The organism is Pantoea sp. BJFS-204 (assembly GCF_049310725.1).
Classification (GTDB): domain Bacteria; phylum Pseudomonadota; class Gammaproteobacteria; order Enterobacterales; family Enterobacteriaceae; genus Pantoea; species Pantoea agglomerans.
Genome location: NZ_JBMOWE010000001.1, coordinates 200,622 through 225,018, shown reverse-complemented (window position 1 = coordinate 225,018; position 24,397 = coordinate 200,622). Strand labels below are relative to the sequence as shown.

The window sequence follows — 24,397 nt, the reverse complement described above, 5'->3', positions numbered from 1 at the left end:
CTCTGTCTGGATGACAAAAAACAGGTTAGACGCGAAAAAACAGTGGGCACATTCTAGCATCTGACGGTGAATCCTCAATGCATGCCCGCCGGTTGCCGCCCGGGAAAAGGGGCTTTTCTGCCAGTAAAACCAGCACATTGGCTAAAAGCGCGACAGGGTGTTTAAAAATAAACCGAACGCACATTTATGTTTTAAAAAGCGTTGACTCAAAATCAACTATCCCTATAATGCGACTCCACACAGCGGGGGTGATTAGCTCAGTTGGTAGAGCATCTCCCTTACAAGGAGGGGGTCGGCGGTTCGAACCCGTCATCACCCACCACTCTTAACAGCGTGGCCCGCAGTGAACAGGTATGAAGATATGGGTGATTAGCTCAGTTGGTAGAGCATCTCCCTTACAAGGAGGGGGTCGGCGGTTCGAACCCGTCATCACCCACCATATCTTGCCTGTTAGTAGTACTGAAGTACGAAGTGGGTGATTAGCTCAGTTGGTAGAGCATCTCCCTTACAAGGAGGGGGTCGGCGGTTCGAACCCGTCATCACCCACCACTTCGGGTCGTTAGCTCAGTTGGTAGAGCAGTTGACTTTTAATCAATTGGTCGCAGGTTCGAATCCTGCACGACCCACCAATTCAGAATAAAGCGCCTTTAAGGCGCTTTTTTCGTTTCCGGGGCACGGACTTTACCGTGCAGGGTGAGAACCTGCTGCAGGTTCGACTGAATCGCCGGGAGCGATTCAGGCTGATGCGACAGCATCACCCGCAGGGCGAGGCCCACGACGGGCCGAGGCTATCCTGCACGACCCACCAATTCAGAATAAAGCGCCTTAAGGCGCTTTTTTCGTTTCTGCTATTGAGAGATTTCCTGCGCTTCAGAGTGGAACTGCTTTTTCCAGCTATTTCAGACTTTAAACAAAGTGCTGGCTCAGGGAGCACAGGCCTTTCGCAAAGACGCAAAATCGCCATCCATGGCAGGCTCAGCGCGGGCGATTACGCACCTCATCCCTGAGGTGCGCCCGCAAACGGGCCAACGCTTTGCGTTGTTCAAAAACGCTCCCGGCGTTTTTGTCCCTGTCCCGCGATGCTTTGCTACAGGCCTGTGCTCCCCTCGCTTTAAGCTTATCTGCTGTCTTTTAGCCCTTTTTGGTGCCTGTTTTTTTTCTGCTGCACTGACATTGGCTTAACAGATAAGCTCTCACCTTTTCGCAACCTTAACAATTTCAGCTCTCAAGTCGTTTCACAGCGTGCCGATAACGTATCTGACAACTTACAGGGAGAAAAATGATGTCTTCAATTTCCGGAATTCTAAGCAGTGCAGTCAGTGGCGGTGACAGCGGTGGCGGCAGTGTTGCCTCGCAGGTCGCGGCGCTGAATAAACAGATTCAGAACGTCTTAACGCAAGTCAAAGAGCTGGCCGACAACAAAGAACTGACTGACGAACAGAAGTCTGAAATGCAGCAGATGTATCAGTCACAAATCACCATGCTGCAGGCACAGATTGCTCAGCTGGAACAGAAGCAGGCCGAGCAGGATCAGCCAAAGAGTGACAGCTCGTCCGTCAGTGAGAGCAAAGCAGACGGGATTAACCGCCCTACCGACACCAACAAAATTGACGTCTACATCTAAAATGCGGGCCTGGCCTCGCGTTGTTGCGCCAGCAGCGTCGCCTGCTGGCGCACCTCCTGCCAGATCGCTTCGGCAGCAGGCGTAAGCGAGCGGTTTTTACGCTTGATCAGCGTGAGGCTGCGATTGATTTCAGGATATAGACGCCGCACCGTTAATGCGCGATCCGCCGGTAACGGTAACGCCAGCGCGGGCAGAATACTGATGCCGATCCCCACCTGTACCATCGGAAACAGCGTAGCGGGATGACCAATCTCCTGAACGACTTCAGCCCTGATATTCTGCTGCTGCATCGCCGCATCAATGAGGACCCGACTGCCCGAAGCATAGTCCTGAAGCACCATGGTGCGGCCATCCAGCATTGACCATTCTGCCCTTTCCACCTGCGCCAGCGGATCATCATCACGGCATAGCAGCAGGAAAGGCTCATCAAGAATCGCGATGCTGTCAAAATCGCTGTCGCTGAGTGGCCCAATCACAATCCCGAAATCGACTTCGGCGTTACGCACACTTTGCAGCACCCACTGCTGGGCGCGATCGTGCAGTATCACTTTGATGTCAGGAAAGTGTTGCTGGCTGGCGGCCAGACATTGCGGCATCAGATGAGCGGAAATGGTCTGGCTGGCTGCCACCCTGACGGTACCACTGCGCTGTTCGCCAAAACTGCGGATATCCAGCAGCGTGGTATGAATCTCCTCCAGCAGGCGCTCCATGCGTGACGCCAGCTGTTTTCCCGCTTCAGTCAGCATCACCTCCCGGGTGGTTCGATCCAGCAACCGCACGCCGGTTTCCGCTTCCAGCTCTTTAATACTGTGGCTGACCGCCGACTGACTCAGACCTATCGCCTGCCCCGCCTGGCTGAATCCGCCATAGTGTGCCACCGCAATAAAGGTTCGTAGCTGACGCAGGGTGTAATTCATCGATTCTGCTCATAGATTAATTCAATAAATCAATTTTATTTCTAAACAGGTTTCACGCACAATCGCGCTATTGAAAAATTTACCGGAATTTAACAATGGGATTTTTAAAACTCGATCCGATGATGGTTAAACTCATCATCACCGTGCTGCTGGCCTCTTTTCTGCCAGCCAGGGGGATCTACGTTGATATATTCAGCTATCTCGCGACGGCAGCGATAGCACTGCTGTTCTTTATGCATGGTGCCAAGCTGTCGCGTGAAAAGATCATCTCAGGCAGCAGTCACTGGCGGTTGCATCTGTGGATTATGTTCAGCACCTTTGTGCTGTTTCCGGTGCTGGGTCTGTTGCTGGTCTGGTGGCATCCGGTTAATGTCGGCCCGGAAATTTATACCGGCTTTATCTACCTCTGTATCCTGCCTGCGACCGTGCAATCCGCTATCGCGTTTACCTCCATGGCGGGCGGTAACGTTGCGGCAGCGGTATGCAGCGCCTCTGCATCAAGCCTGCTGGGTGTGTTTATTTCGCCGTTGCTGGTGAACCTGGTGATGGATATTCACAGCAGCGCGCCCAGCGATGGACTGGAGCAGATCGGGAAGATTATGCTGCAACTGATGGTGCCTTTCGTACTGGGACACCTCTCACGGCGCTGGATCGGTGGCTGGGTTGAGAAGCACCGCAGCCTGATTGGCAAAACCGACCAGACCTCGATTCTGCTGGTGGTCTACTCCGCCTTCAGTGAAGCGGTGGTTAATGGCATCTGGCATCGCGTTGGGTTGATTACGCTGCTGTGGATTGTGGCAGGCTCAATCATTCTGCTGACCGCCGTACTGATTATCAACCTGCTGGCCTCGCGTCTGTTCCGCTTTAAACGCGCCGATGAGATTGTGGTGCTGTTTTGTGGTTCGAAGAAGAGTCTGGCGAATGGCGTGCCGATGGCGAATATCCTGTTCCCGGCCAGTACCGTGGGGATTATTGTGCTGCCGCTGATGATTTTCCATCAGGTACAGCTGATGGTCTGCTCATTTATTGCCGGACGTTATAAGAAGACCAATGAGAAGCAGCAGCAGGCTGTGCAGGTCAAGGATTCGGTAATGGAGTCTCAGAAATAGATCGGCTGCCCGCCAGTGCGGGCAGCGTTACTTACGGGTCTGAAGCGGTTTAACTAACCCTTCCAGACCCTCAATTTTTATTGTCAGGGTGAGTTGCATGAGATCACCCAGCAGACCAGACGGAAAGTCCCCACTGCGGGCAAACCACAGCAGATAAGGCTCAGGCAGATCGATCAGCATCCGCCCCTTATATTTGCCAAACGGCATAGGCGTATTGGCTATCGCCACCAGCTGATGTTCATCCATCTGAGGCTCCCAGCAGGCGGATCATTTCCGCTTCATCAATCACTTCAATGCCAAGCTCCGCTGCTTTCGCCAGCTTTGAACCAGCCGCTTCACCGGCAATCAGCAAATCAGTTTTCTTTGAGACACTGCCGCTGACTTTTGCGCCCAGCGCGATCAGCTGCGCTTTGGCATCATCGCGGTTCATCTGCGACAGTGAGCCAGTCAGCACCACCGTTTTACCCGCGAACGGACTGTCGATCTCTTCGGCTCTCACCACCACCACCTGCGGCCAGTGAATACCGATATCCTCGACCAGCTGGCGGATAACCTCACGGTTGCTTTCCTCTTCCATGAAGTTGCGCACGTGTGCCGCAACGACTTTGCCGACATCCGGCACCGCAATCAGCGCCTCAAGATCGGCATCCATGACCTTCTGCAATTCACCAAAATGGTTAGCCAGATTGGCAGCGGTGGCTTCACCCACTTCACGAATGCCCAGTGCATAGAGGAAACGCGCCAGCGTAGTCGATTTCGCTTTCTCCAGCGCGTCGACAACGTTTTGCGCCGATTTCGGCCCCATGCGATCCAGTCCGGTCAGTTTGCCCGCCGTGAGACGGAACAGATCCGCAGGTGTGTTGACGTACTCTTTCTCCACCAGCTGGTCGATAATCTTATCGCCCATGCCATCAACATCCAGTGCCCGGCGCGAGACAAAATGCTTCAGCGCCTCTTTGCGCTGAGCACCGCAGATTAAACCGCCCGTGCAGCGCGTGACCGATTCCCCTTCGACCCGTTCAACCTCGGAACCACAAACCGGACAGTGTGCCGGGAACAGGACTTCACGCGTCTGTTCAGGGCGCTCGGCGAGCACCACGTTGACCACCTGCGGGATCACATCACCGGCGCGGCGAATGACCACCCGATCGCCGATGCGTAATCCCAGCCGCTCGATTTCATCCGCATTATGCAGCGTGGCATTGCTGACGATCACGCCCGCGACCTGCACCGGCTCAAGGCGAGCTACCGGTGTGATAGCCCCGGTGCGGCCAACCTGAAATTCGACGTCCCGCACCCAGGTCAGTTGTTCCTGTGCCGGGAATTTAAAGGCAATCGCCCAGCGCGGCGCGCGCGCCACAAAGCCCAGTTTTTCCTGCAGTTCCTGTGAATCGACTTTGATCACCACGCCATCAATATCAAAACCCAGATTCGGACGCTGTTGCTCAATATCACGATAGAAGGCCAGGGCTTCTTCTGCGTTGTGCACCAGCTTAATGCGGTCGCTGACCGGCAGGCCCCAGGCTTTAAACTGTTGCAGACGCCCCATGTGACTGTGCGGCATCTCACCGCCTTCCAGCAGGCCAAAACCGTAGCAGAAGAAGGTCAGCGGACGTTTGGCGGTAATGCGCGGATCCAGCTGACGCAGAGAACCGGCTGCTGCATTGCGCGGATTAGCAAAGACTTTGCCATCAGTCCGGCGTGCTTCCTCATTCAGCTTTTCAAAGCCGCGCTGCGTCATAAATATTTCGCCACGCACTTCCAGCCGTGCCGGAATGTTGTCGCCTTTAAGCCGCAGCGGGATAGCGCGAATGGTGCGGACATTGGCGGTAATGTTCTCGCCGGTTGTGCCGTCACCGCGCGTTGCGGCCTGGACCAGCAGACCATTTTCATACATCAGGCTGACCGCAGCGCCATCGAGCTTGAGTTCACAGCAGTAGGTTATGTCGTCACTGCTTTTCAGGCGATCCTGCACCCGCTTGTTGAAAGCCATAAACGTGGCTTCATCAAAGGCGTTATCAAGCGACAGCATCGGGACTTCATGGCGCACCTGCTCGAAGACCGTCAGCGGCGCGGCACCCACGCGTTGTGTCGGCGAGTCTGGCGTAATGAGATCCGGGTGCTCCTCCTCCAGCTGACGCAGTTCACGCATCAGACGATCGTATTCAGCATCCGGCACTTCCGGCGCATCCATAACGTGATAGAGATATTCATGATGGCGCAACGTGGTGCGCAGTTCGGTGATGTGATCCTGGACGGATTTCATAAAGCCCCATCAGATAAAAAACCCCCGACAGGCGGGGGTTTGTTTTTAACAATTCAGATAGCGTTTAGCGCAGGTCTCAGACGCCAACCACATCGCGGATACGCGCTTTGTAAGTTTCCAGCTTCTGCGGCGTCATCATGCGACGCTCATCATCCAGCACCACGCCACCTACATCATCAGCGATACGCTGAGCCGACTGCAGCATCAGCTTGAAGTTCTGATTCGCATCGCCATAAGAAGGCACCATCATAAAGATAGAGATGCCAGGCGTGCTGAAATCGGTCATCAGGTCAGGATTGAATGAGCCCGGCTTAACCATATTGGCCAGACTGAACAATACCGGGCCACTGCCAGCCGGGCTGAGATGACGATGGAAAATGTTCATTTCACCAAACTGGAAGCCCGCCTGAAGAATACCCTGCAGTAGTGCCTCACCGTTCAGTTCACCGCCCGAGTGCGCGGCAACATGCAGCACCAGTACCGCTTCTTTCGGTTTTTCCGCTGGCGCTTTAGCAGCAGGCTGTGCTGGCGCGGGCGCCGATGTCACTTCAGGCTGCGGCTCAGGTTCTGCCTGGTACTGCGGTGCTGGCTGTACAGATTCCAGCGGGTCGAGATCCAGCAGTGGGTCGGCCTGAACGGGCGGCGCGACAAAAGTGGGTGCGGGCTGCTGACGAACCGGTTCAGGGCGCGACTGCGGAGCAGGCTGCGGTGCCGTGTTAAAAAGCGGGTCGCTTTCAGGTTCGGGTTGCGGTGCGGGTCGTGGCGCAGGCTGACGCACAGGCTCAGCGGGCGCAGGCTTACGCGGCGCTTCTGGCTGTGGCTCGCGAATCTCATCGAAACGCGGTTCCTGATGTACGTTGCGATCAGAACGAACGCGAACCTCGCCGACGCCATCATCCTCGTCGTCAATCAGGTCCTGCTCATCATTTTCATCACGTTGTTTTAGACGTTTGTGCGGGCGATCGCGGAACACTGACGAACGCTCTTTACGGCTGGTCCACAGCCCGTGAAGAAGGAGCGCTATAATGGCGATCGCGCCAACAACGATTAATATCAGACGCAAATCCTGCATCATTGTATTCTCTGTTGTTCCAATACCTTGCCACCGCGGCAAACTTTATCCTCTAACTGTATTTGCCCTGCTACACAAGTGCAAGTCTGTGCACTATTTTCTGACAAATAAGATAGGCAACCCACGCTTTTTCGCTGTTTTTTTACCCAAACGGCACCTGGCCTGGAGAAAAAGCCAGGTTATAGTGGGCGCGCCTTAACATCTTCAGGAGAACTGGCTTTATGGCCATTGAGAATTCCGTCTCAAATTTTAACGGCATGCACTACTTTAGCCAGGGCTGGAAACTGGTACGTCTGCCTGGCATTCGCCGCTTTGTGGTGATGCCGTTGCTGATCAATATCGTGATGCTGGGTGGCGCTTTCATCTGGCTTTTCTATCGTCTCGGTGACTGGATCCCGCGTCTGATGGCCCATATTCCGGACTGGCTGCAGTGGCTGAGCTATCTGTTATGGCCGCTGTCGGTGATTGCGATTGTGCTGGTGTTTAGCTACTTCTTTTCGACCCTGGCAAACTTAATTGCCGCTCCGTTTTGCGGCCTGCTGGCCGAGCAGCTGGAAGGCCGCCTGACAGGCAAGCCTCTGCCGGACAGCGGCTGGGCTGGAATGATCAAGGATGTGCCGCGCATTATGAAGCGCGAGCTGCAAAAACTGGGTTATTACCTGCCCCGCGCGCTGGGACTGCTGCTGCTCTACTTTATTCCTGGCTTTGGCCAGACCGTTGCGCCGGTGCTGTGGTTCCTGTTCAGCGCCTGGATGTTGTCCATCCAGTATTGCGACTATCCGTTCGATAACCACAAAGTGCCGTTTCAGCAGATGCGCAACGCCCTGCGTCAACACAAAACGGCCAATATGCAGTTTGGCGCGCTAATCAGTCTGTTCACCATGATCCCGGTTCTGAACCTGGTGATCATGCCGGTTGCCGTCTGCGGTGCCACCGCCATGTGGGTCGATCGCTACCGGTCAACGCTGGCACGTCATGAGTTGCGTTAAATTCATCAGCGCGCCTTATGCTCTTTTTAGCAGGGCTTATTGCCGGGCGACATATAGATATACGATTTCTTTCCTTCCGCCACCAGGCAGAAAAGGTATGCTCATAGGGTTCCCAATAATTCATACAGTTAAGGACAGGCTATGAGTAAGATCTATGAAGACAACTCTTTGACAATTGGTCATACGCCATTGGTTCGACTGAACCGCATCGGTAACGGCCGCATCCTTGCGAAAGTTGAATCCCGTAACCCGAGCTTCAGCGTAAAATGCCGTATCGGTGCCAATATGATTTGGGACGCAGAAAAACGCGGTATTCTGAAACCGGGTGTTGAACTGGTTGAACCGACCAGCGGCAACACCGGTATTGCTCTGGCCTATGTCGCCGCAGCGCGCGGTTATAAATTAACGCTGACGATGCCAGAAACCATGTCAGTTGAGCGCCGTAAATTGCTGAAGGCGCTGGGCGCGACGCTGATACTGACCGAAGGCACCAAAGGCATGAAAGGTGCCATCAGCAAAGCTGAAGAGGTTGTTGCCAGCAATCCGGATAAATATGTGCTGCTGCAGCAGTTCAGCAACCCGGCCAACCCGGAAATCCATGAAAAGACCACCGGCCCGGAAATCTGGGAAGACACGGACGGCGAAGTGGATGTCTTTATTGCCGGTGTCGGCACCGGCGGTACGCTGACCGGCGTGAGCCGCTACATCAAAAACACCAAAGGCAAAAAAGATCTGATTACCGTCGCGGTTGAGCCGACCGATTCCCCGGTGATTGCTCAGGCGCTGGCGGGCGATGAGATCAAGCCCGGCCCACACAAAATTCAGGGTATCGGCGCAGGCTTTATCCCGGGCAACCTTGAGCTGAATCTGGTGGACCGCGTCGTGGCCATCACCAATGAAGAGGCGATCAGTACGGCGCGTCGGCTGATGGAAGAGGAAGGTATTCTGGCCGGTATCTCATCCGGTGCTGCCGTTGCCGCGGCGCTGAAGCTGCAGGAAGATGAAGCCTTCGCCAACAAAAATATTGTGGTGATCCTCCCCTCCTCCGGTGAACGCTATCTGAGTACCGCTTTGTTTGCCGATCTCTTCACTGAAAAAGAGCTTCAGTAGCAGAGGCCGATAGTCCGAAAATGGAGAAAAAAGCACCCAATCGGGTGCTTTTTTGTGGTGCAGATCTCACTTTCATCACCCGGCAGATTGATTTCAGTGACGCCGCTCTGGTATTTAGACTGCCAATTATTTCGATGCCTGAAATTAATCCGCGTTTGAAGTGGATCAAGCTGAATCGATTTACGGATTCAGTGAAACGGCGAATCACGGCATAATTAACCGGTGACGTGTAGAATCGGTTTTGAGACGCAACGGACTGTAGATTTGACGCATGCGCGTCTTTGGTCAGCATGAAGCTATACCCGCGCACCTACACAGGCTAAAGTAAAGGCTCCAGGCTAGACTTTAGATCCATAACACTCATCCTGATAACGTTGGGGAAATAGAATGTTCCAGCAAGAAGTTACCATTACTGCACCAAACGGTCTGCACACTCGCCCAGCTGCGCAATTCGTTAAAGAAGCCAAAGCTTTCCAGTCAGAAATTACCGTGACCTCTAACGGTAAATCAGCGAGCGCGAAGAGCCTGTTCAAGCTGCAGACACTGGGTTTAACCCAGGGAACGGTTGTGACCCTTTCCGCGGAAGGTGAAGACGAGCAGAAAGCAGTTGAGCATCTGGTCAAACTGATGGCTGAACTGGAGTAATCTCCGCTCAGCTCTCCAGCAAATCGACTCCTCTGCGCCATTGAGTGCAAACATCTTGATCGCGGACAACCTGTCCGCGTTATTGCTTTCGTAGAGTACGTGTCCCGCGACAATGGCACCGCACAGAGTCCCATCAGCCATCGTGATTAAAAGGTAGCGTTATGATTTCAGGCATTTTAGCATCACCAGGTATCGCTTTCGGCAAAGCACTGCTGCTGAAAGAAGACGAGATCGTCATCAACCGCAAGAAAATTTCTGATGACCAGGTTGAGCAGGAAGTTCAGCGCTTCCTCGATGGCCGCAGCAAAGCGGCATTACAACTGGAAGCGATTCGCGTCAAAGCGGGTGAAACCCTCGGTGAAGAGAAAGCAGCAATCTTCGAAGGCCACATTATGTTGCTGGAAGATGAAGAGCTGGAGCAGGAAATCATCGACCTGATCAAAAAAGATCACGCTTCTGCCGATGCTGCTGCTTACTCGGTCATCGATGGCCAGGCGAAAGCACTGGAGGAGTTAGATGACGAATATCTGAAAGAGCGTGCGGCTGACGTACGTGACATCGGTAAGCGTCTGCTGCAAAACATCCTCGGTCTGCATATCGTTGACCTGAGCGCTATTCCGGACGAATCCATTCTGGTGGCAAAAGATTTAACGCCGTCAGAAACCGCACAGCTGAACCTGAAGAAGGTGCTGGGCTTTATCACCGATCTGGGTGGCCGTACCTCACATACCTCAATCATGGCGCGCTCGCTGGAGATCCCAGCCATTGTCGGTACCGGCAATGTGACCGTCACGGTTAAAAATGGCGATTTCCTGATTCTGGATGGCGTTAACAATGCGATTCACGTCAATCCTTCAGAAGCGATTCAGGAAGAGCTGAAAGCCGTACAGAACCAGTATCTGTCGGAAAAACATGAATTAGCTAAGCTGAAAGATCTGCCAGCCGTTACGCTGGATGGTCATCAGGTTGAAGTCTGCGCCAACATCGGTACTGTGCGCGATATCGCCGGTGCTGAACGTAACGGCGCTGAAGGCGTGGGTCTCTACCGCACCGAATTCCTGTTTATGGATCGTGACTCACTGCCAAGCGAAGAAGAGCAGTTCCAGGCGTACAAAGCCGTCGCTGAAGCCATGGGTTCACAGGCCGTTATCGTGCGTACCATGGACATCGGCGGCGACAAAGATCTGCCTTACATGAACCTGCCAAAAGAAGAGAACCCGTTCCTCGGCTGGCGCGCTATCCGTATCGCCATGGACCGCAAAGAGATTCTGCATGCGCAGCTGCGTGCCATTCTGCGCGCCTCCTCTTTCGGTAAACTGCGCATCATGTTCCCGATGATTATTTCGGTTGAAGAAGTACGCAGCCTGAAAGCGGAGCTGGAACTGCTGAAAGCGCAGTTGCGTGAAGAAGGTAAAGCCTTTGATGAGAGCATCGAAGTCGGCATCATGGTGGAAACCCCGGCTTCAGCCGTGATTGCTCATCATCTGGCGAAGGAAGTCGACTTCTTCAGTATTGGGACAAACGATCTGACGCAGTATACTCTGGCGGTCGATCGTGGTAATGATTTGATCTCGCACCTGTACAACCCAATGGCGCCGTCTGTGCTTAACTTAATCAAGCAAGTCATTGATGCATCTCACGCTGAAGGTAAATGGACCGGCATGTGTGGTGAGCTGGCAGGTGATGAACGTGCTACACTACTGTTACTGGGAATGGGGCTGGACGAGTTCAGCATGAGTGCCATTTCTATCCCTGGCATCAAGAAAATCATTCGTAATACTAATTTTGAAGATGCGAAGGCATTGGCGGAGCAGGCACTGGCTCAACCGACAGCGGAAGATTTAATGAACCTGGTAAACAAGTTCATTAAGGAAAAAACGCTCTGCTAATCCGCATGATGCTGGCCCCAAATTACTGCTTAGGAGAAGATCATGGGTTTGTTTTCTAAACTTTTTGGCGAAAAAACGGATAGCGCTGGGACAATTGATATCGTAGCGCCTCTGTCAGGCGAAATCGTGAACATTGAAGACGTACCAGATGTGGTGTTTGCAGAAAAAATCGTGGGCGACGGTATTGCGATCAAGCCCAGCGGCAACAAAATGGTTGCTCCTGTTGATGGCACTATCGGTAAGATTTTTGAAACCAATCACGCTTTTTCGATCGAATCAGACAATGGCATTGAGCTGTTCGTCCACTTCGGTATCGATACGGTAGAACTGAAAGGTGAAGGCTTCAAACGCATCGCTGAAGAAGGCCAGAAGGTCAAAAAAGGCGACGTGGTTATCGAGTTTGACCTGCCGTTGCTGGAAGAGAAAGCGAAATCAACCCTGACACCGGTTGTCATCTCCAACATGGATGAAATCAAGGAATTGATTAAGCTGACTGGCCAGGTCACCGTCGGCGAAACGCCGGTGATTCGCATCAGAAAGTAAGCATTCGTTCATAACATAACGGCACCCGCGGGTGCCGTTATCGTTTCTGCTGTATGCCTGTTCAGGGCTGCCAGTGCGGCAGACGCAGCGTCAGTTCCAGTCCGCCTTCTGGCCGGTTTCTTGCCTCGACCTCACCATGATGCGCCAGCACCACCTTGCGCACGATAGCCAGTCCCAGACCATAACCTTTGCCCATCAGCGGCGAATTCACCCGCACAAACGGGTCAAAGATGCTGGAGAGCTTATCCTCATCGACACCCGGCCCCTGATCGCGCACCTGAATCACCAGCCACTGCTGTTCTGCGCGCAGATGAACATCAATCCGCTGCCCTGGCTGAGAGAAGCGCAGCGCATTGCGTAATACATTCTCTGCTCCGCGCCGTATCAGCTCTGCATTGCCTCGCACGGTGTAATCAGCGCGATCGTCGACCTGCAACTCTACCTGCACGCCTGGGATCTGCGCTTCATAACGGACATCGGTAATAACCGCCTGCAGCAAGCCGGTCAGATCAAAATATTGCTCATCCGGGATGCTTTCATGCTCAGCCCGCGACAGTGTCAGCAGTTCACCGATCATCTTGTCCAGCCGACGCGCCTCTTCATCAATGCGATCAAGCGAACTGTTCACACTTTCTGGCGTCTGTCTGGCCAGCCCGGTCGCCAGCTGCAGTCGCGCCAGCGGTGAACGAAGCTCATGTGAGATATCATGCAACAGTTCTTCACGGGCGCGCACCAGGGTATCGAGCCGCTCGACCATAGCGTCAAAGGCTTCAGCGACGTTTGAGATCTCGTCGTGGCGCTTACGCATGATCGGAAACAGCCGCACGCTTAAATCGCCCTCAGCCACGCGGGAAAATCCTTCCCGCAGCTGACGCATAGGTCGCGTCAGATTCCAGGCCAGAAGCAGACTGAACAGCAATCCCACCGAACCGGCGAAGACAAACATCGGCTCAGGAATATTCAGAAATTTTCGCGGCATCATGTTCAGCGTGCTGTCTTTACGCATGCCATCCAGGTCGTAGCGCAGCTGATAGGCTTTGCCATCCGCGCCGCGAACCCAGCGCACCACCTCTTCAGGAAAACGCCCTCTGATATCCAGGTTGCCGCTGTTTTCTGATTGTGACGGTTTTGTATGTTGGGTGACGTGGAAGAACTGCCGGTCGCTGTTATCCCAGTCCGAGAGCATCGCATTCAGCGCATCAGGCCCGCCCCGCTCCAGCACTGACGCGGCGGAGGTCATCTGCAGATCCACAATACGACGGATAGCCACGAGTTCAGGCGGTTCATGCCGTTTACCGGAGAGCGTAAAGCCGAGCCAGATAAGCTGGCTCATAATGACGAAAACGATCCAGAAGCCGATAAAGATCTTCCAGAACATGCGTCCACGGTAACTCTGCTTCATCGAATACGGTAGCCGATGCTGCGAACGGTTTCGATGTTGATGCTGTCAGCGGTTAATGCACTGAGCTTCTGACGAATGTTACTGATATGCACATCGACGCTGCGGTCATAGGCTTCACGCGGACGACCGAGTCCCTTTTCGGAGAGCTCATCTTTTGACACCACTCTGTCCGGCGCACGCAGCAGCAGATCCAGCAGATTAAATTCCGACGCCGTCAGATCAAAGGTTTTACCCTGCCATTCGCTGATGCGGGTGGCGGGATTAAGCATCAGCTCTCCCCAGCGCAGCGGCTCTCTGGCGTCTGGCTGTGGCGCCTGCTCTTCGAAACGGCGTAATACGGCGCGCAGACGCGCCACCAGTTCACGGGGATAGCAGGGCTTGGGCATATAGTCATCCGCGCCCATCTCCAGACCGATCACGCGATCAATATTATCGCCTTTGGCGGTCAGCATAATCACCGGTATCCGGCTGTTCTGGCGCACCTGACGCAACACATCAATGCCGCTCATGTCGGGCAGCATAATGTCCAGAATCATGGCGGTGAACTCTCCCGATAACGCGCCCTGCACGCCGGCGCTGCCGGTCAGAACCAGCTGGGCATCAAACCCTTCCCCGATCAGGTACTGGCTTAACATCGTGCCTAATTCAACATCATCATCAACAAGCAAAATTTTCATGGTTATCTCTCTGGAGAATTGCCGCTATTTTGTCCTGTGCTGAACATTCGCGCAGCCTGATTTACGCGATCCTTACAGATTCAGTCTGTCTGGCACCGAAAATTGGGGTTAAAAAAAGGCCTGTGGGCAGTAAATGCACGCACAGGCCTGATTCCGCATTGGCAGAGGTTACTGATGATAGAGTCCGGTAGAGAGATAACGGTCACCGCGATCGCAGGCGATCGCCACCACCACGCTGCCAGGATTGGCCTGCGCAATGCGCAGCGCACCCGCCACCGCGCCGCCTGAACTGACGCCACAGAAAATGCCTTCACGGCGTGCCAGCGCGCGCATCGTCTCTTCCGCTTCCTTTTGCGTCATATCCATTACATCATCGACCAGATCGGGACGGTAGATCCCCGGCAGATAGGCCAGCGGCCAGCGACGAATGCCTGGAATACTGCTGCCTTCGCTGGGCTGCAAACCGATCACCTGCACGCCCGTGTTGAGCTCTTTCAGATAACGCCCCACGCCGGTAATGGTGCCGGTGGTGCCCATGCTGGAGACAAAATGGGTCATGCGCTGGTTCGACTGCTGCCACAATTCCGGGCCGGTGGTCTGATAGTGACCCAGCGGATTATCGGGATTATTAAACTGGTCCAGCACCCGGCCTTCACCGCGCGCCGCCATCGCCTGCGCCAGATCGCGTGCGCCCTCCATGCCCTGTTCACGTGGCACCAGGATTAACTCTGCGCCATAGGCGCGCATCGCGTCCTGCCGCTCCTGACTCATGTTGTCGGGCATCAGCAGGCGAAGTCGGTAGCCTTTCATCGCCGCGATCATCGCCAGCGCAATCCCGGTGTTGCCGCTGGTAGCTTCAATCAGCTGATCGCCAGGTGAAATATCACCACGCAGCTCTGCCTGATTGATCATCGACCAGGCCGCGCGATCTTTTACCGAACCTGCCGGATTATTGCCTTCCAGCTTGAGCCAGACCTCACTGCCGTTGGCGGGCGTCAGGCGCTGCAACTTAATCAGCGGGGTATTGCCGATGGTATTTTCGAGAGTCGTCACGGTGCGGTTCCTGGCATCTTACAAACCAGATGCGAAAAAAAGGCGGGAGTGTCACTCCCGCCCGGTGTTGAAGAGAAAATATCAGGCGCTCTGTGCAAAGGCAACTGCGCGCAGTGGCGTATCGCCCTTATAGAGACGCGCCTGCTGTAAGCCAACAAACAGACGCTCGCCGCGAATCGGCGCTGTCTGCTCACCTTCAAACACCACCGAGACCGGCTCGCTTTGCCAGCCAGCAGGCTGGACGACCAGCTGCCAGAAGTGTCCACGCGGGCTCACTTCCAGTACCTGTACCGGCAGCGGGGTTTCCAGACTGCTGCGGCGTGACACGTCGATTTCCCACGGACGCAGGAACAGCTCAACCGCGCCCTGGTGGGCCGAGGTATAGCCCAGCGGCCAGTGGTGCGCGCCAACGTGGAACTGTGATCCCTGAATCTCGCCATCAAAGCGGTTCACTTCACCCAGGAATTCCAGCACAAAACGGGTTGCCGGATCGCGCCACACATCATCTGGCGTGCCGACCTGTTCAATGTTGCCCTGGCTCATCACCACCACGCGATCCGCGACTTCCATCGCCTCTTCCTGGTCGTGGGTGACAAACACGCTGGTAAATTTCAGCTCTTCATGCAGCTGACGCAGCCAGCGGCGCAGCTCTTTACGCACCTGAGCATCCAGCGCGCCAAAGGGTTCGTCCAGCAGCAGAATCTGTGGTTCAACCGCTAACGCACGCGCCAGCGCCACACGCTGTTTCTGGCCGCCCGACAGCTGTGCCGGGAAGCGATTCGCCAGATGAGCCAGCTGCACCATCTCCAGCAGACGGGTAACACGCTGTTTGATCTCCGCCGTTGAAGGACGCTCACGACGTGGCAGCACGGTCAGGCCAAAGGCGATGTTGTCGAATACCGTCATATGACGGAACAGCGCGTAGTGCTGGAAGACAAAACCGACCTGACGATCGCGCGCATGCAGGCGGCTGACATCGTTGCCATGAAAACGGATGTGACCGCTGTTCTGATGCTCCAGCCCGGCAATGATGCGCAGCAGCGTGGTTTTACCCGAGCCTGATGGGCCAAGCAGCGCCACCATTTCACCCGAGGCAATATCCAGAGAGATATCGTTCAGCACCGATGTGCGACCAAAGGATTTGTTGATCTTGTTAATCTCAATGCTCATGATTTCCCTCCTGTTGCAGGCGTTTGTGCTGTTGCTCTAAACGCCACTGCACAATGCTTTTCAGAAACAGCGTCACAATTGCCATCAGGGTTAACAGGGCAGCCGCGGTAAACGCGCCAACGGTGTTGTAGTCCTGATGCAATAATTCAACCTGAAGCGGTAACGTGTAGGTCTCACCGCGAATCGATCCCGATACCACCGAGACCGCACCAAATTCACCAATCGCACGGGCGTTGGTCAGCACGATGCCATACAGCAGCGCCCAGCGAATGTTCGGCAGCGTTACGCGGCGGAACATCTGCCAGCCAGAGGCGCCCAGCAGCACCGCCGCTTCATCTTCGTGACTGCCCTGACTCAGCATCACCGGGACCAGTTCGCGCACCACAAACGGACAGGTCACAAACACCGTCGCCAGCACCATGCCAGGCCAGGCAAACATAATCTGGATGTTATGCGCATCCAGCCAGCCGCCGGCCGGGCCATTAACGCCCCAGAACAGCAGATACATCAGACCGGCCACGACCGGCGACACGGCAAAAGGAATATCAAACAGGGTCAGCAGCAACTGACGACCCGGGAAGGTAAAGCGCGTCACCAGCCAGGCGAGCAGCGTGCCGAACACCAGGTTAACCGGTACGGTGATCAGCGCTACCATCACGGTCAGCCAGATGGCGTGCAGCATGTCCGGGTCTGCCAGATTGCTGAGGGCGACAATCAGCCCCTGATTCAGCGCTTCCCAGAAGATGGAGGCCATCGGCACCACCAGCAGCAGAATCGAGATCAGCGCGCCGATACCAATCAGCAGCCACTTGCCCCAGTTCACTGGCTGACGAGCAGCGTGATTAATTTGTGAAACCTCAGCCATTAGTGACCTCCCAGACGACGGCCAAAGCGGCTCTGTAATGTGTTAATCGCAAATAACAGAATCAGCGATGCCGCCAGGATCACCGAGGCGATGGCGCTGGCCGCCGGATAGTCGAACTCCTGCAGCCGGACAAAAATCATCAGTGAGGTGACTTCCGTTTTCCAGGCGATGTTACCGGCAATAAAGATCACCGCACCAAATTCACCCAGGCTGCGGGTAAAGGAGAGCGCAGTCCCGGCCAGCAGCGCCGGTGCCACTTCCGGCAACACGACGCGGCGGAAGCTCTGCCATGGCGTGGCACCCAGCGTTTCAGCCGCCTCTTCATACTCCGGACCTAACTCTTCCAGCACCGGCTGTACGGTACGCACCACAAACGGAATGCTGGTAAAGGCCATGGCGATGGCGATACCAATCCAGGTGTAGGAAATTTTGATGTCGAACTGAGCGAACCACTGTCCATACCAGCCGTTGACCGAAAAGAGTCCGGCCAGGGTCAGACCCGCCACCGCCGTAGGCAGTGCAAACGGCAGATCCATCAGGCCATCCAGCAGCGTCCGGCCCGGAAAACGGTAACGGGTCAGGATCCATGCCATCAGCATGCCGAACACCGCATTAAACAGTGAGGCGACGCCTGCAGAGAGCAGCGTTACTTTATAGGCGGCAATCAGCTGCGGATTGGTCACCACATCCCAGTACTGTTGCAGCGTCATCTGCGACAGCTGCATGATCACCGCGCTGATAGGCAGCAGCAGGATCAGACAGGTAAAGAGCAGGCTGGTGCCCAGGCTGAGACCAAAGCCGGGCAATACGCGTTTCTGGCTGGCTGCAAACATTATCCGCGCCCCGCCGCTAACAACTTATCGAGCTCACCGCCGCTGACGAAGTGCGTCTTCATTACCTTATCCCAGCCGCCAAACGCCTCTTCCACCCGGAACAGGTTGGTCTGCGGGAAGCGATCTTTCTGCTCCGCCATCAGCTGTGCATTGTTCACGCGATAGTAGTAGTGAGTAATAATATTCTGCGCTTCAGGCGTATAGAGATAGTTCAGATAAGCGCTGGCCGCATCAGCGGTTTTATTGGTGGCGACGTTTTTATCCACCCATGCCACCGGAAACTCCGCCAGAATGTTGGTTTTCGGCACCACCACTTCATACTCATCTTTGCCGTACTGGTTGCGGATGTTATTCACTTCGGACTCAAAGCTAATTAATACGTCGCCCAGGCCACGCTCAGCAAAGGTCGTGGTCGCACCGCGACCGCCGGTGTCGAACACTTCAACGTTTTTCAGGAATTGCGTCATAAAAGCACGGGTTTTGGCCTGATCGCCCCCGTCCGCTTTATCTGCTGCGCCCCAGGCGGCCAGATAGGTATAGCGGCCATTCCCAGAGGTTTTCGGATTCGGGAAAATCAGCTTCACATCACTGCGGGTCAAATCTGACCAGTCGTGAATCTGTTTTGGATTTCCTTTGCGCACCAGAAACGCCATGGTGGAGTAGAAAGGCGAGCTGTTATTCGGCAGACGGCTTTTCCAGTCTGCGGCAATCAGGTTGCCTTTATCGTGCAGCACCTGCACATCCGTAACCTGATTGTACGTGACGACATCCGCGCGCAGTCCCTGCAGGATTGCCAGCGCCTGCTTCGATGAACCGGCGTGCGACATCTTAATGGTCAGTGGATCGCTGGGATGGCTGGCATCCCACTGTTTAACGAAGGGAGCATTCAGGGCGACAAACAGCTCCCGCGAAACATCGTAAGAGCTATTGAGGAGTTCAGTGGCATTGGCTGCGCCGGCCAGGCTCAGCGACAACGCGATACCGCTCACGATTTTTTTCATCGCTTGTAATGTCATTTGGCACCCTGAAAAAGTTTGATGCGGATCTCACCCGCTGAGGCACCAGTTTATTTATAACTCAGTGAAAACCAGTAACGGTTTTATATATCGTTTGATGATTTCAAAGTCGAAAAAAGCATAAGACGACGGCACTGTTTATGCAGAAATCAGCAAAAGCCGATAGGTAGGAGGAACCCCGTGCCGTGCGCGCCGGCAAAGGTTTTGGGAGGCTCAGCGGCCGCCTGACGGGCGGCGCGCTGAAGACGAGGAATTAACGCTGCCAGACAATCTTGCTGATTTTCCAGCTTTTCAGCGTATCGTCCGAGGGCATTAATCCCCCCGGTCCATGCCAGTCACCATGATAAACATAGGTCAGATGCTGACTGCCAAGCGCACGGCATGCCACGTCACGCGCATCGGTGCCGCTGGCTAAGGTGCAGTTGTCGAAGGCTTTGCTGAACTTATTACTGAAGACATCACCCACTTTGCTGCCATCACTGCTGGCGATTGCGCTGTCCATGACCTCAATACGTTCGACCTGCGACTGCCCGTAAATAACCAGCTTAACGTTGCCATCATCCAGCGCCTGCCAGAAAGAGACCACCTGACCATTCTGGCTGCGCATGCCCTGACGCAGGCTATAGTCACCGTTCAGTCCGGCATTAATCGCGTCCTCTTTCATGGCGGTCGAGGCAGTTAACCCACCCACACCCTGTTCAGTCGCGGTCAGCGAGGAACCGAACCAGTTCCACGGCAGCGCCGAAGACCAATGATACGTCAGCGGATTCCACCAGCTTGCCTGCTGGCTGCTGTCAGCGCCGGAACCCGAACTGGCACAGCCGCTCAGTACAACGGCGGCGATCAGTAGCGTGGAACGAACAGCTTTCATGAGAACTCCTGTAAATGCGATGCCGGAAAGGCGGAACTGATTGGAGTCGCAAAGCGACAAAAAGTTTAGTGAAGATGATGTTCGGGCAGAAAGCAGTCGCGACAGCGGCGGCTGGATTGCAGCCAGATCAGCGCCAGCAGGTCAAAGAGCGTCAGCAGCAATGGCAGCGGTGAGGTGAGCAGATCGCCCTGCACAAACTGCATTCCCTGCCAGAGCAGATTCACCAGCAGCGACAGCGCCAGCACGCTGCGCCAGTGCTGCCAGAGTCGCGGCAGGCGGGTGCGATACCCGGTCAGCAGCAGGCCCGCCAGCGCCGGTAAACCCAGCGCAAGACCGATCCAGAACGCCTGACGATCCGGATAGAACAGCGCCAGCAGATCGTTGCCCTGCTGCCGAGACGCCCCGGCCATCACCAGCAGCAGCCAGGTCCGTGCCTGGAGTAACAGGATCAGCCAAAAAAGAAACGGCAGCCGCAGCTGCCCTCTGGCGTCATACTCGTCCGGCAGATAGCCCGGTGACGGCTTAGTATTCACGATCTTCGATCAGACGTTTACCAAACAGCAGCGCATCGACCGGCTCATAATCAAGCTTCTCATAGAACGCCACCACCTGATCATTCTCTTCGCGGATCATCAGATGCAGTTTCGGACAGCCGCGCGCGATAAGCTTCTTCTCCAGACGGTTCATCAACGCATTCGCAAAGCCGCGTCCCTGATAGTCGGGATGCACGGCCAGATAGTAAGCCGCGCCGCGATGGCCATCATAGCCGCCCATCAGTGTGCCAACGACTACGCCGCCCACTTCAGCGACCAGAAAGAGATCGGGGTCGTGATTCATTTTGCGTTCGATATCCAGCTCCGGATCGTTCCATGGCCGTAACAAATCGCAACGTTCCCATAAGGTGATCACTTCTTCAAAATCTTCCTGGCGGAAGGCGCGGATTTCCATCTTCTTTACCTGCAAATAAGCACAATTTGCTGATTATCACGCATTCTCTGCCGCACGCAACCCTCCATGACGGGCGACAAATAAAAAAGCGCAAATTTACTGTTCGCGACCTGCAATACAAAGTAATGCCCTGAAATGGTTCTGTGATCGCAGGCAGCAGTCCCTTAGGCTATAACACCGGCAAGATTCCTGTTACCGGACCCGCACATGCACCTGCTTAAACGTTTGATTCATCGCCGTCAGTTACTGCTTTCCGGGCTGGCTCTGGCCATTCTATCGCCGCGCGCGGTTCAGGCTAAAGAGCAGTCAGCCCTTACCGGTGCAAATCGTCACTCGCGCCCTGCCCCGCCCGCAAAGAACGGTAAACGTATCGTGATGATCGACCCCGGTCACGGCGGCATCGACTCTGGTGCCGTTGGCGAAGAGGGTTCCGAAGAGAAACACATCGTGCTGGAGATTGCCGGCAACGTGCAGCGTCAGTTACAGAGCCATCCGCGCATAGAAGTGCGTCTGACCCGCGACAGCGACCACTTTATTCCGCTCTATCAGCGGGTGGAGATTGCCCACCAGCACGGCGCCGATCTCTTTATGTCGATTCATGCCGACGGTTTTACCAGTCCCGATGCCAGCGGTGCCTCGGTGTTTGCGCTCTCTAATCGCGGTGCCAGCAGCTCGATGGCGCGTTATCTGTCACAGCGGGAGAACGATGCGGATAAGCTGGGTGGCGTGAAAGCGCAGCAGCAGGATCACTATCTGCAGCAGATCCTGTTCGATCTGGTGCAGACAGACACCATCAAAAACAGCCTGACGCTGGGCAAGCATGTACTGGATCAGATCCGCCCGGTTCATCATCTTCACAGCCAGCACACCGAGCAGGCTGCCTTTGCGGTACTCAAGTCACCGTCGATCCCCTCGGTGCTGGTCGAGACCTCCTTTATTACTAATCCGCGTGAAGAGCAGCTGCTCGGCACCACCGCGTTTCGCCAGAAAATCGCCTCGGCTATTGCCAGCGGCATCGTCAATTACTTTGATGAGTTTGATCGGCGCAACGCCTGATGCGTGTCGCCGGTTCAGGCCGTGCGACTCGCCGCACTCATGCAAGCGGCGCGGTTTTGCGTATAATCGCGTCAGACTTTGACAAACCATAAGCGAAAAAATGGCTGATATTTCCCGCGTAAAAGCGTTCCTGCTCGCATTGCAGGATGAGATTTGTAACCAGCTGGCGGCTGAAGATGGCGGCGCAGCGTTTGCTGAAGATAGCTGGCAGCGTCCTGGCGGCGGCGGCGGTCAGAGCCGCGTGCTGCGCAACGGCGCGGTGTTTGAGCAGGCGGGCGTCAACTTTTCGCACGTGCATGGCGATCAGATGCCGGCATCCGCCACTGCACACCGGCCGGAGCTGGCGGGTCGCAGCTTTGAAGCGATGGGCGTGTCGCTGGTGATCCACCCGAACAATCCCTATGTACCTACCAGCCACGCCAACGTGCGCTTTTTTATCGCGGAGAAACCGGGTGCCGATCCGGTCTGGTGGTTTGGTGGCGGATTTGACCTGACCCCTTTTTATGGCTTCGAAGAAGATGCGCTGCACTGGCACCAGACCGCCGCTGACCTCTGCCAGCCTTTTGGCGAGGATGTCTATCCGCGCTATAAAAAGTGGTGTGATGACTATTTCTATCTGAAGCATCGTGATGAGCAGCGCGGCATTGGCGGCCTGTTTTTTGACGATCTCAATACGCCCGACTTTGAGCAGAGCTTCAGCTTTATGCAGGCGGTTGGCCGCGGCTTTATGGATGCCTATCGGCCGATTGTGGCGCGCCGTAAAGATCACCCGTGGGGCGATCGTGAGCGTCAGTTCCAGCTCTATCGCCGTGGTCGCTATGTGGAGTTTAATCTGGTGTGGGACCGCGGCACGCTGTTTGGTCTGCAGACCGGCGGTCGCACTGAGTCGATCCTGATGTCGATGCCCCCGCTGGTGCGCTGGGAATATGATTATCAGCCCGATGCCGACTCACCTGAAGCCGCCCTCTATCGCGATTTCCTGCCGGTGAAGAACTGGCTGAATCTGCCAGTCTGATCACGTCTGCTGCGGCAGTGCGGGCCTCAACCCGCGCTGCGCTTCCCTCCTCCTTCCCGACACGTCCCCTTTCACAGGGCACGGATTGCTACAGTGTGGCCTGCGTCATTCCTCCTGACTGCTATGCTTAAGGATGGAATATGGCGCACCCCACGGTTAACACCGCATGACGGCTCCTTCGCACCGCCTCGCAGCGCAACAATCAGAGAAACCGCATTTTCATCAGAAACTCTCTGTTGCAATGTTATGGGTTCGCGTTCCCGGTAGCAGAACATGCCACAGACCGGCTGCGAGGCCTGAGGTGCCCCCTGTTCGCTTTCATTTTTCTTTTCAAGGAGTTTAGAGATGAACCAGCTAGAAGCCCTAAAACAGTTCACCACCGTGGTGGCGGACAGTGGTGATATCGAATCGATTCGTAATTACCATCCGGAAGACGCCACCACCAACCCCTCACTCATTCTGAAAGCGTCCGGTCTCGAAGGGTATAAGCACCTGATGGATGACGCGATTGAGTACGCCAAAAAACAGGGCGGCAGCAAAGAGACGCAGATTATCAACGCCAGCGACAAAGTGGCGATCAACCTTGGTATGGAAATCCTGAAAAGCATACCGGGCCGTGTTTCGACCGAAGTGGATGCGCGCCTCTCCTTCGATCGTGGCATGTGTGTGACCAAAGCAGAAAAACTGATTCGGATGTATGAAGAGCACGGTATCGATCGCTCACGCGTACTGATTAAGCTGGCCTCGACCTGGGAAGGCATCCGCGCAGCGGAAGAGCTGGAGAAAAACGGCATTCAGTGCAACCTGACACTGCTCTTCTCCTTTGCTCAGGCGCGTGCCTGTGCCGAAGCGGGCGTGTTCCTGATCTCCCCGTTCGTTGGACGCATCTACGACTGGTATAACTCGCGCAAACCCATGGACCCCTACGTGGCAGATGAAGATCCGGGCGTGAAATCCGTGCGTCGCATCTACGATTACTACAAAAAGCATCGTTACAGCACCATCATCATGGGCGCCAGCTTCCGTAAAGTGGAGCAGATTATCGCGCTGGCAGGCTGCGACCGCCTGACCCTGTCACCTAACCTGCTGGAAGAGTTGCAGAACAGTGATGCGCCGCTTGAGCGCAAACTGGAGCCTTCAACTGAAGGTTTCCACCAGCCGTCGCCGCTCTCCGAGGCGGAGTTCCGTTGGGAACATAATCAGGATCCGATGGCAGTTGAAAAACTCTCTGACGGCATCCGCCAGTTCGCGGTTGACCAGCAGAAGCTGGAAGATGTGCTCGCCGCACGCCTGTAGTCTTTATTTTAGTCGGGCGGGACTTTCCCGC

Annotated in this window: 24 protein-coding genes, 4 tRNA genes and 1 other RNA gene; 15 read left to right on the top strand and 14 right to left on the bottom strand. The window is 55.2% G+C overall.

The window, feature by feature from the left end; all coding sequences use genetic code 11:
* Positions 1–246 precede the first annotated feature (246 nt).
* The 6 genes from ACO6VX_RS01045 to ACO6VX_RS01020 all read left to right on the top strand — a co-directional run bounded on the left by ACO6VX_RS01045 (position 247) and on the right by ACO6VX_RS01020 (position 1,624).
* Positions 247–322: transfer RNA gene (locus tag ACO6VX_RS01045), tRNA-Val, on the top strand.
* A 41-nt stretch (positions 323–363) separates the two neighbouring features.
* Positions 364–439, top strand: a tRNA-Val gene (locus ACO6VX_RS01040).
* Between the two features lie 34 nt (positions 440–473).
* Positions 474–549: transfer RNA gene (locus ACO6VX_RS01035), tRNA-Val, on the top strand.
* 4 nt (positions 550–553) lie between these two features.
* Positions 554–629: transfer RNA gene (locus tag ACO6VX_RS01030), tRNA-Lys, on the top strand.
* A 43-nt stretch (positions 630–672) separates the two neighbouring features.
* Positions 673–808, top strand: a non-coding RNA gene (locus ACO6VX_RS01025) — RtT sRNA.
* Between the two features lie 474 nt (positions 809–1,282).
* On the top strand, positions 1,283–1,624 hold the full coding sequence (locus ACO6VX_RS01020; protein ID WP_010259880.1) for a FlxA-like family protein: 342 nt from the start codon (positions 1,283–1,285) through the stop codon (positions 1,622–1,624).
* On the opposite strand, the gene ACO6VX_RS01015 is transcribed toward ACO6VX_RS01020, so the two are convergent.
* On the bottom strand, positions 1,621–2,541 hold the full coding sequence (locus tag ACO6VX_RS01015) for a LysR family transcriptional regulator (RefSeq protein ID WP_010259882.1): 921 nt from the start codon (positions 2,539–2,541) through the stop codon (positions 1,621–1,623). The two genes, ACO6VX_RS01020 and ACO6VX_RS01015, sit on opposite strands and share 4 nt — an antisense overlap.
* Positions 2,542–2,636: 95 nt before the next feature.
* Between ACO6VX_RS01015 and ACO6VX_RS01010 the strand changes: the two genes are divergently transcribed.
* Positions 2,637–3,650, top strand: coding sequence for a bile acid:sodium symporter family protein (locus ACO6VX_RS01010; protein WP_010671370.1), 1,014 nt, complete (start codon positions 2,637–2,639; stop codon positions 3,648–3,650).
* 27 nt (positions 3,651–3,677) lie between these two features.
* Here the strand turns inward: ACO6VX_RS01010 and ACO6VX_RS01005 are convergent, their stop codons facing one another.
* The 3 genes from ACO6VX_RS01005 to zipA all read right to left on the bottom strand — a co-directional run bounded on the left by ACO6VX_RS01005 (position 3,678) and on the right by zipA (position 6,991).
* Positions 3,678–3,896 (bottom strand): DUF3820 family protein, encoded by a 219-nt coding sequence (locus ACO6VX_RS01005; protein ID WP_003848878.1) that lies wholly within the window; start codon positions 3,894–3,896, stop codon positions 3,678–3,680.
* Positions 3,889–5,916, bottom strand: coding sequence for an NAD-dependent DNA ligase LigA (gene ligA / locus ACO6VX_RS01000; protein ID WP_022624163.1), 2,028 nt, complete (start codon positions 5,914–5,916; stop codon positions 3,889–3,891). The genes ACO6VX_RS01005 and ligA overlap by 8 nt, the downstream gene beginning before the upstream one ends.
* A 76-nt stretch (positions 5,917–5,992) precedes the next feature.
* On the bottom strand, positions 5,993–6,991 hold the full coding sequence (gene zipA / locus ACO6VX_RS00995; protein ID WP_029519439.1) for a cell division protein ZipA: 999 nt from the start codon (positions 6,989–6,991) through the stop codon (positions 5,993–5,995).
* 218 nt (positions 6,992–7,209) lie between these two features.
* Between zipA and cysZ the strand changes: the two genes are divergently transcribed.
* The 5 genes from cysZ (at position 7,210) to crr (ending at position 12,164) form a co-directional block, all read left to right on the top strand.
* Positions 7,210–7,977: a sulfate transporter CysZ gene (cysZ, locus tag ACO6VX_RS00990; RefSeq protein WP_010671367.1), complete on the top strand. Its 768-nt coding sequence runs from the start codon at positions 7,210–7,212 to the stop codon at positions 7,975–7,977.
* Positions 7,978–8,118: 141 nt separating this feature from the next.
* A complete protein-coding gene (gene cysK, locus ACO6VX_RS00985; RefSeq protein ID WP_010671366.1) occupies positions 8,119–9,087 on the top strand; it encodes a cysteine synthase A in 969 nt (322 codons plus the stop codon).
* 387 nt (positions 9,088–9,474) lie between these two features.
* Positions 9,475–9,732 (top strand): phosphocarrier protein Hpr, encoded by a 258-nt coding sequence (gene ptsH / locus ACO6VX_RS00980; RefSeq protein ID WP_003848868.1) that lies wholly within the window; start codon positions 9,475–9,477, stop codon positions 9,730–9,732.
* A gap of 161 nt (positions 9,733–9,893) precedes the next feature.
* Complete coding sequence (gene ptsI, locus ACO6VX_RS00975) at positions 9,894–11,621, top strand: phosphoenolpyruvate-protein phosphotransferase PtsI (RefSeq protein WP_010259908.1); 1,728 nt, start codon at positions 9,894–9,896, stop codon at positions 11,619–11,621.
* A 42-nt stretch (positions 11,622–11,663) separates the two neighbouring features.
* A complete protein-coding gene (gene crr / locus ACO6VX_RS00970) occupies positions 11,664–12,164 on the top strand; it encodes a PTS glucose transporter subunit IIA (protein ID WP_010259911.1) in 501 nt (166 codons plus the stop codon).
* Between the two features lie 61 nt (positions 12,165–12,225).
* Here crr and ACO6VX_RS00965 read toward each other — a convergent pair whose 3' ends face one another.
* The 10 genes from ACO6VX_RS00965 to ACO6VX_RS00920 all read right to left on the bottom strand — a co-directional run bounded on the left by ACO6VX_RS00965 (position 12,226) and on the right by ACO6VX_RS00920 (position 20,999).
* Positions 12,226–13,566 (bottom strand): ATP-binding protein, encoded by a 1,341-nt coding sequence (locus ACO6VX_RS00965; RefSeq protein ID WP_163640796.1) that lies wholly within the window; start codon positions 13,564–13,566, stop codon positions 12,226–12,228.
* Positions 13,563–14,243: a response regulator transcription factor gene (locus ACO6VX_RS00960; protein ID WP_010671364.1), complete on the bottom strand. Its 681-nt coding sequence runs from the start codon at positions 14,241–14,243 to the stop codon at positions 13,563–13,565. The genes ACO6VX_RS00965 and ACO6VX_RS00960 overlap by 4 nt, the downstream gene beginning before the upstream one ends.
* A 168-nt stretch (positions 14,244–14,411) precedes the next feature.
* Entirely contained in the window at positions 14,412–15,296 is an 885-nt protein-coding gene (gene cysM, locus ACO6VX_RS00955; protein ID WP_033772372.1) for a cysteine synthase CysM, read from the bottom strand.
* An 81-nt stretch (positions 15,297–15,377) separates the two neighbouring features.
* Positions 15,378–16,466, bottom strand: a complete 1,089-nt coding sequence (gene cysA / locus ACO6VX_RS00950; protein WP_010259925.1) for a sulfate/thiosulfate ABC transporter ATP-binding protein CysA — start codon at positions 16,464–16,466, stop codon at positions 15,378–15,380.
* A complete protein-coding gene (cysW, locus tag ACO6VX_RS00945) occupies positions 16,456–17,331 on the bottom strand; it encodes a sulfate/thiosulfate ABC transporter permease CysW (protein WP_031590524.1) in 876 nt (291 codons plus the stop codon). Before cysW ends, cysA begins: the two co-directional genes overlap by 11 nt.
* Positions 17,331–18,164, bottom strand: a complete 834-nt coding sequence (gene cysT, locus ACO6VX_RS00940; protein ID WP_010259932.1) for a sulfate/thiosulfate ABC transporter permease CysT — start codon at positions 18,162–18,164, stop codon at positions 17,331–17,333. Before cysT ends, cysW begins: the two co-directional genes overlap by 1 nt.
* On the bottom strand, positions 18,164–19,180 hold the full coding sequence (locus ACO6VX_RS00935) for a sulfate ABC transporter substrate-binding protein (RefSeq protein WP_033772378.1): 1,017 nt from the start codon (positions 19,178–19,180) through the stop codon (positions 18,164–18,166). Before ACO6VX_RS00935 ends, cysT begins: the two co-directional genes overlap by 1 nt.
* A 253-nt stretch (positions 19,181–19,433) precedes the next feature.
* The gene (locus tag ACO6VX_RS00930) at positions 19,434–20,051 is read right to left on the bottom strand and encodes an RpoE-regulated lipoprotein (RefSeq protein ID WP_422457437.1); all 618 of its coding nucleotides are present in this window, start codon (positions 20,049–20,051) and stop codon (positions 19,434–19,436) included.
* 65 nt (positions 20,052–20,116) lie between these two features.
* Positions 20,117–20,584, bottom strand: coding sequence for a DUF2919 family protein (locus ACO6VX_RS00925; RefSeq protein ID WP_010259942.1), 468 nt, complete (start codon positions 20,582–20,584; stop codon positions 20,117–20,119).
* The gene (locus ACO6VX_RS00920) at positions 20,574–20,999 is read right to left on the bottom strand and encodes a GNAT family acetyltransferase (RefSeq protein ID WP_003848834.1); all 426 of its coding nucleotides are present in this window, start codon (positions 20,997–20,999) and stop codon (positions 20,574–20,576) included. The genes ACO6VX_RS00925 and ACO6VX_RS00920 overlap by 11 nt, the downstream gene beginning before the upstream one ends.
* A 207-nt stretch (positions 21,000–21,206) precedes the next feature.
* Here ACO6VX_RS00920 and amiA point away from each other — a divergent pair, with 207 nt between their 5' ends.
* The 3 genes from amiA to tal all read left to right on the top strand — a co-directional run bounded on the left by amiA (position 21,207) and on the right by tal (position 24,366).
* A complete protein-coding gene (amiA, locus tag ACO6VX_RS00915) occupies positions 21,207–22,055 on the top strand; it encodes an N-acetylmuramoyl-L-alanine amidase AmiA (protein WP_010259947.1) in 849 nt (282 codons plus the stop codon).
* 100 nt (positions 22,056–22,155) lie between these two features.
* Positions 22,156–23,070, top strand: a complete 915-nt coding sequence (gene hemF / locus ACO6VX_RS00910) for an oxygen-dependent coproporphyrinogen oxidase (RefSeq protein WP_010671360.1) — start codon at positions 22,156–22,158, stop codon at positions 23,068–23,070.
* A 345-nt stretch (positions 23,071–23,415) separates the two neighbouring features.
* Positions 23,416–24,366 (top strand): transaldolase, encoded by a 951-nt coding sequence (tal, locus tag ACO6VX_RS00905; RefSeq protein WP_010259954.1) that lies wholly within the window; start codon positions 23,416–23,418, stop codon positions 24,364–24,366.
* The last annotated feature ends 31 nt before the right edge of the window (positions 24,367–24,397 follow it).

Excerpts from the sequence above, each read along its gene's own strand:
- ACO6VX_RS00930 (WP_422457437.1), bottom strand. The coding sequence starts at position 20,051 with ATGAAAGCTGTTCGTTCCACGCTACTGATCGCCGCCGTTGTACTGAGC.
- cysK (WP_010671366.1), top strand. The coding sequence starts at position 8,119 with ATGAGTAAGATCTATGAAGACAACTCTTTGACAATTGGTCATACGCCA.
- cysT (WP_010259932.1), bottom strand. The coding sequence starts at position 18,164 with ATGTTTGCAGCCAGCCAGAAACGCGTATTGCCCGGCTTTGGTCTCAGC.
- ACO6VX_RS00960 (WP_010671364.1), bottom strand. The coding sequence starts at position 14,243 with ATGAAAATTTTGCTTGTTGATGATGATGTTGAATTAGGCACGATGTTA.
- ACO6VX_RS01005 (WP_003848878.1), bottom strand. The coding sequence starts at position 3,896 with ATGGATGAACATCAGCTGGTGGCGATAGCCAATACGCCTATGCCGTTT.
- amiA (WP_010259947.1), top strand. The coding sequence starts at position 21,207 with ATGCACCTGCTTAAACGTTTGATTCATCGCCGTCAGTTACTGCTTTCC.
- tal (WP_010259954.1), top strand. The coding sequence starts at position 23,416 with ATGAACCAGCTAGAAGCCCTAAAACAGTTCACCACCGTGGTGGCGGAC.
- ACO6VX_RS00935 (WP_033772378.1), bottom strand. The coding sequence starts at position 19,180 with ATGACATTACAAGCGATGAAAAAAATCGTGAGCGGTATCGCGTTGTCG.
- ptsI (WP_010259908.1), top strand. The coding sequence starts at position 9,894 with ATGATTTCAGGCATTTTAGCATCACCAGGTATCGCTTTCGGCAAAGCA.
- ligA (WP_022624163.1), bottom strand. The coding sequence starts at position 5,916 with ATGAAATCCGTCCAGGATCACATCACCGAACTGCGCACCACGTTGCGC.
- ACO6VX_RS01015 (WP_010259882.1), bottom strand. The coding sequence starts at position 2,541 with ATGAATTACACCCTGCGTCAGCTACGAACCTTTATTGCGGTGGCACAC.
- ptsH (WP_003848868.1), top strand. The coding sequence starts at position 9,475 with ATGTTCCAGCAAGAAGTTACCATTACTGCACCAAACGGTCTGCACACT.
- ACO6VX_RS00920 (WP_003848834.1), bottom strand. The coding sequence starts at position 20,999 with ATGGAAATCCGCGCCTTCCGCCAGGAAGATTTTGAAGAAGTGATCACC.
- cysW (WP_031590524.1), bottom strand. The coding sequence starts at position 17,331 with ATGGCTGAGGTTTCACAAATTAATCACGCTGCTCGTCAGCCAGTGAAC.
- crr (WP_010259911.1), top strand. The coding sequence starts at position 11,664 with ATGGGTTTGTTTTCTAAACTTTTTGGCGAAAAAACGGATAGCGCTGGG.
- cysZ (WP_010671367.1), top strand. The coding sequence starts at position 7,210 with ATGGCCATTGAGAATTCCGTCTCAAATTTTAACGGCATGCACTACTTT.
- ACO6VX_RS00965 (WP_163640796.1), bottom strand. The coding sequence starts at position 13,566 with ATGAAGCAGAGTTACCGTGGACGCATGTTCTGGAAGATCTTTATCGGC.
- hemF (WP_010671360.1), top strand. The coding sequence starts at position 22,156 with ATGGCTGATATTTCCCGCGTAAAAGCGTTCCTGCTCGCATTGCAGGAT.
- ACO6VX_RS01010 (WP_010671370.1), top strand. The coding sequence starts at position 2,637 with ATGGGATTTTTAAAACTCGATCCGATGATGGTTAAACTCATCATCACC.
- cysA (WP_010259925.1), bottom strand. The coding sequence starts at position 16,466 with ATGAGCATTGAGATTAACAAGATCAACAAATCCTTTGGTCGCACATCG.
- zipA (WP_029519439.1), bottom strand. The coding sequence starts at position 6,991 with ATGATGCAGGATTTGCGTCTGATATTAATCGTTGTTGGCGCGATCGCC.
- ACO6VX_RS01020 (WP_010259880.1), top strand. The coding sequence starts at position 1,283 with ATGTCTTCAATTTCCGGAATTCTAAGCAGTGCAGTCAGTGGCGGTGAC.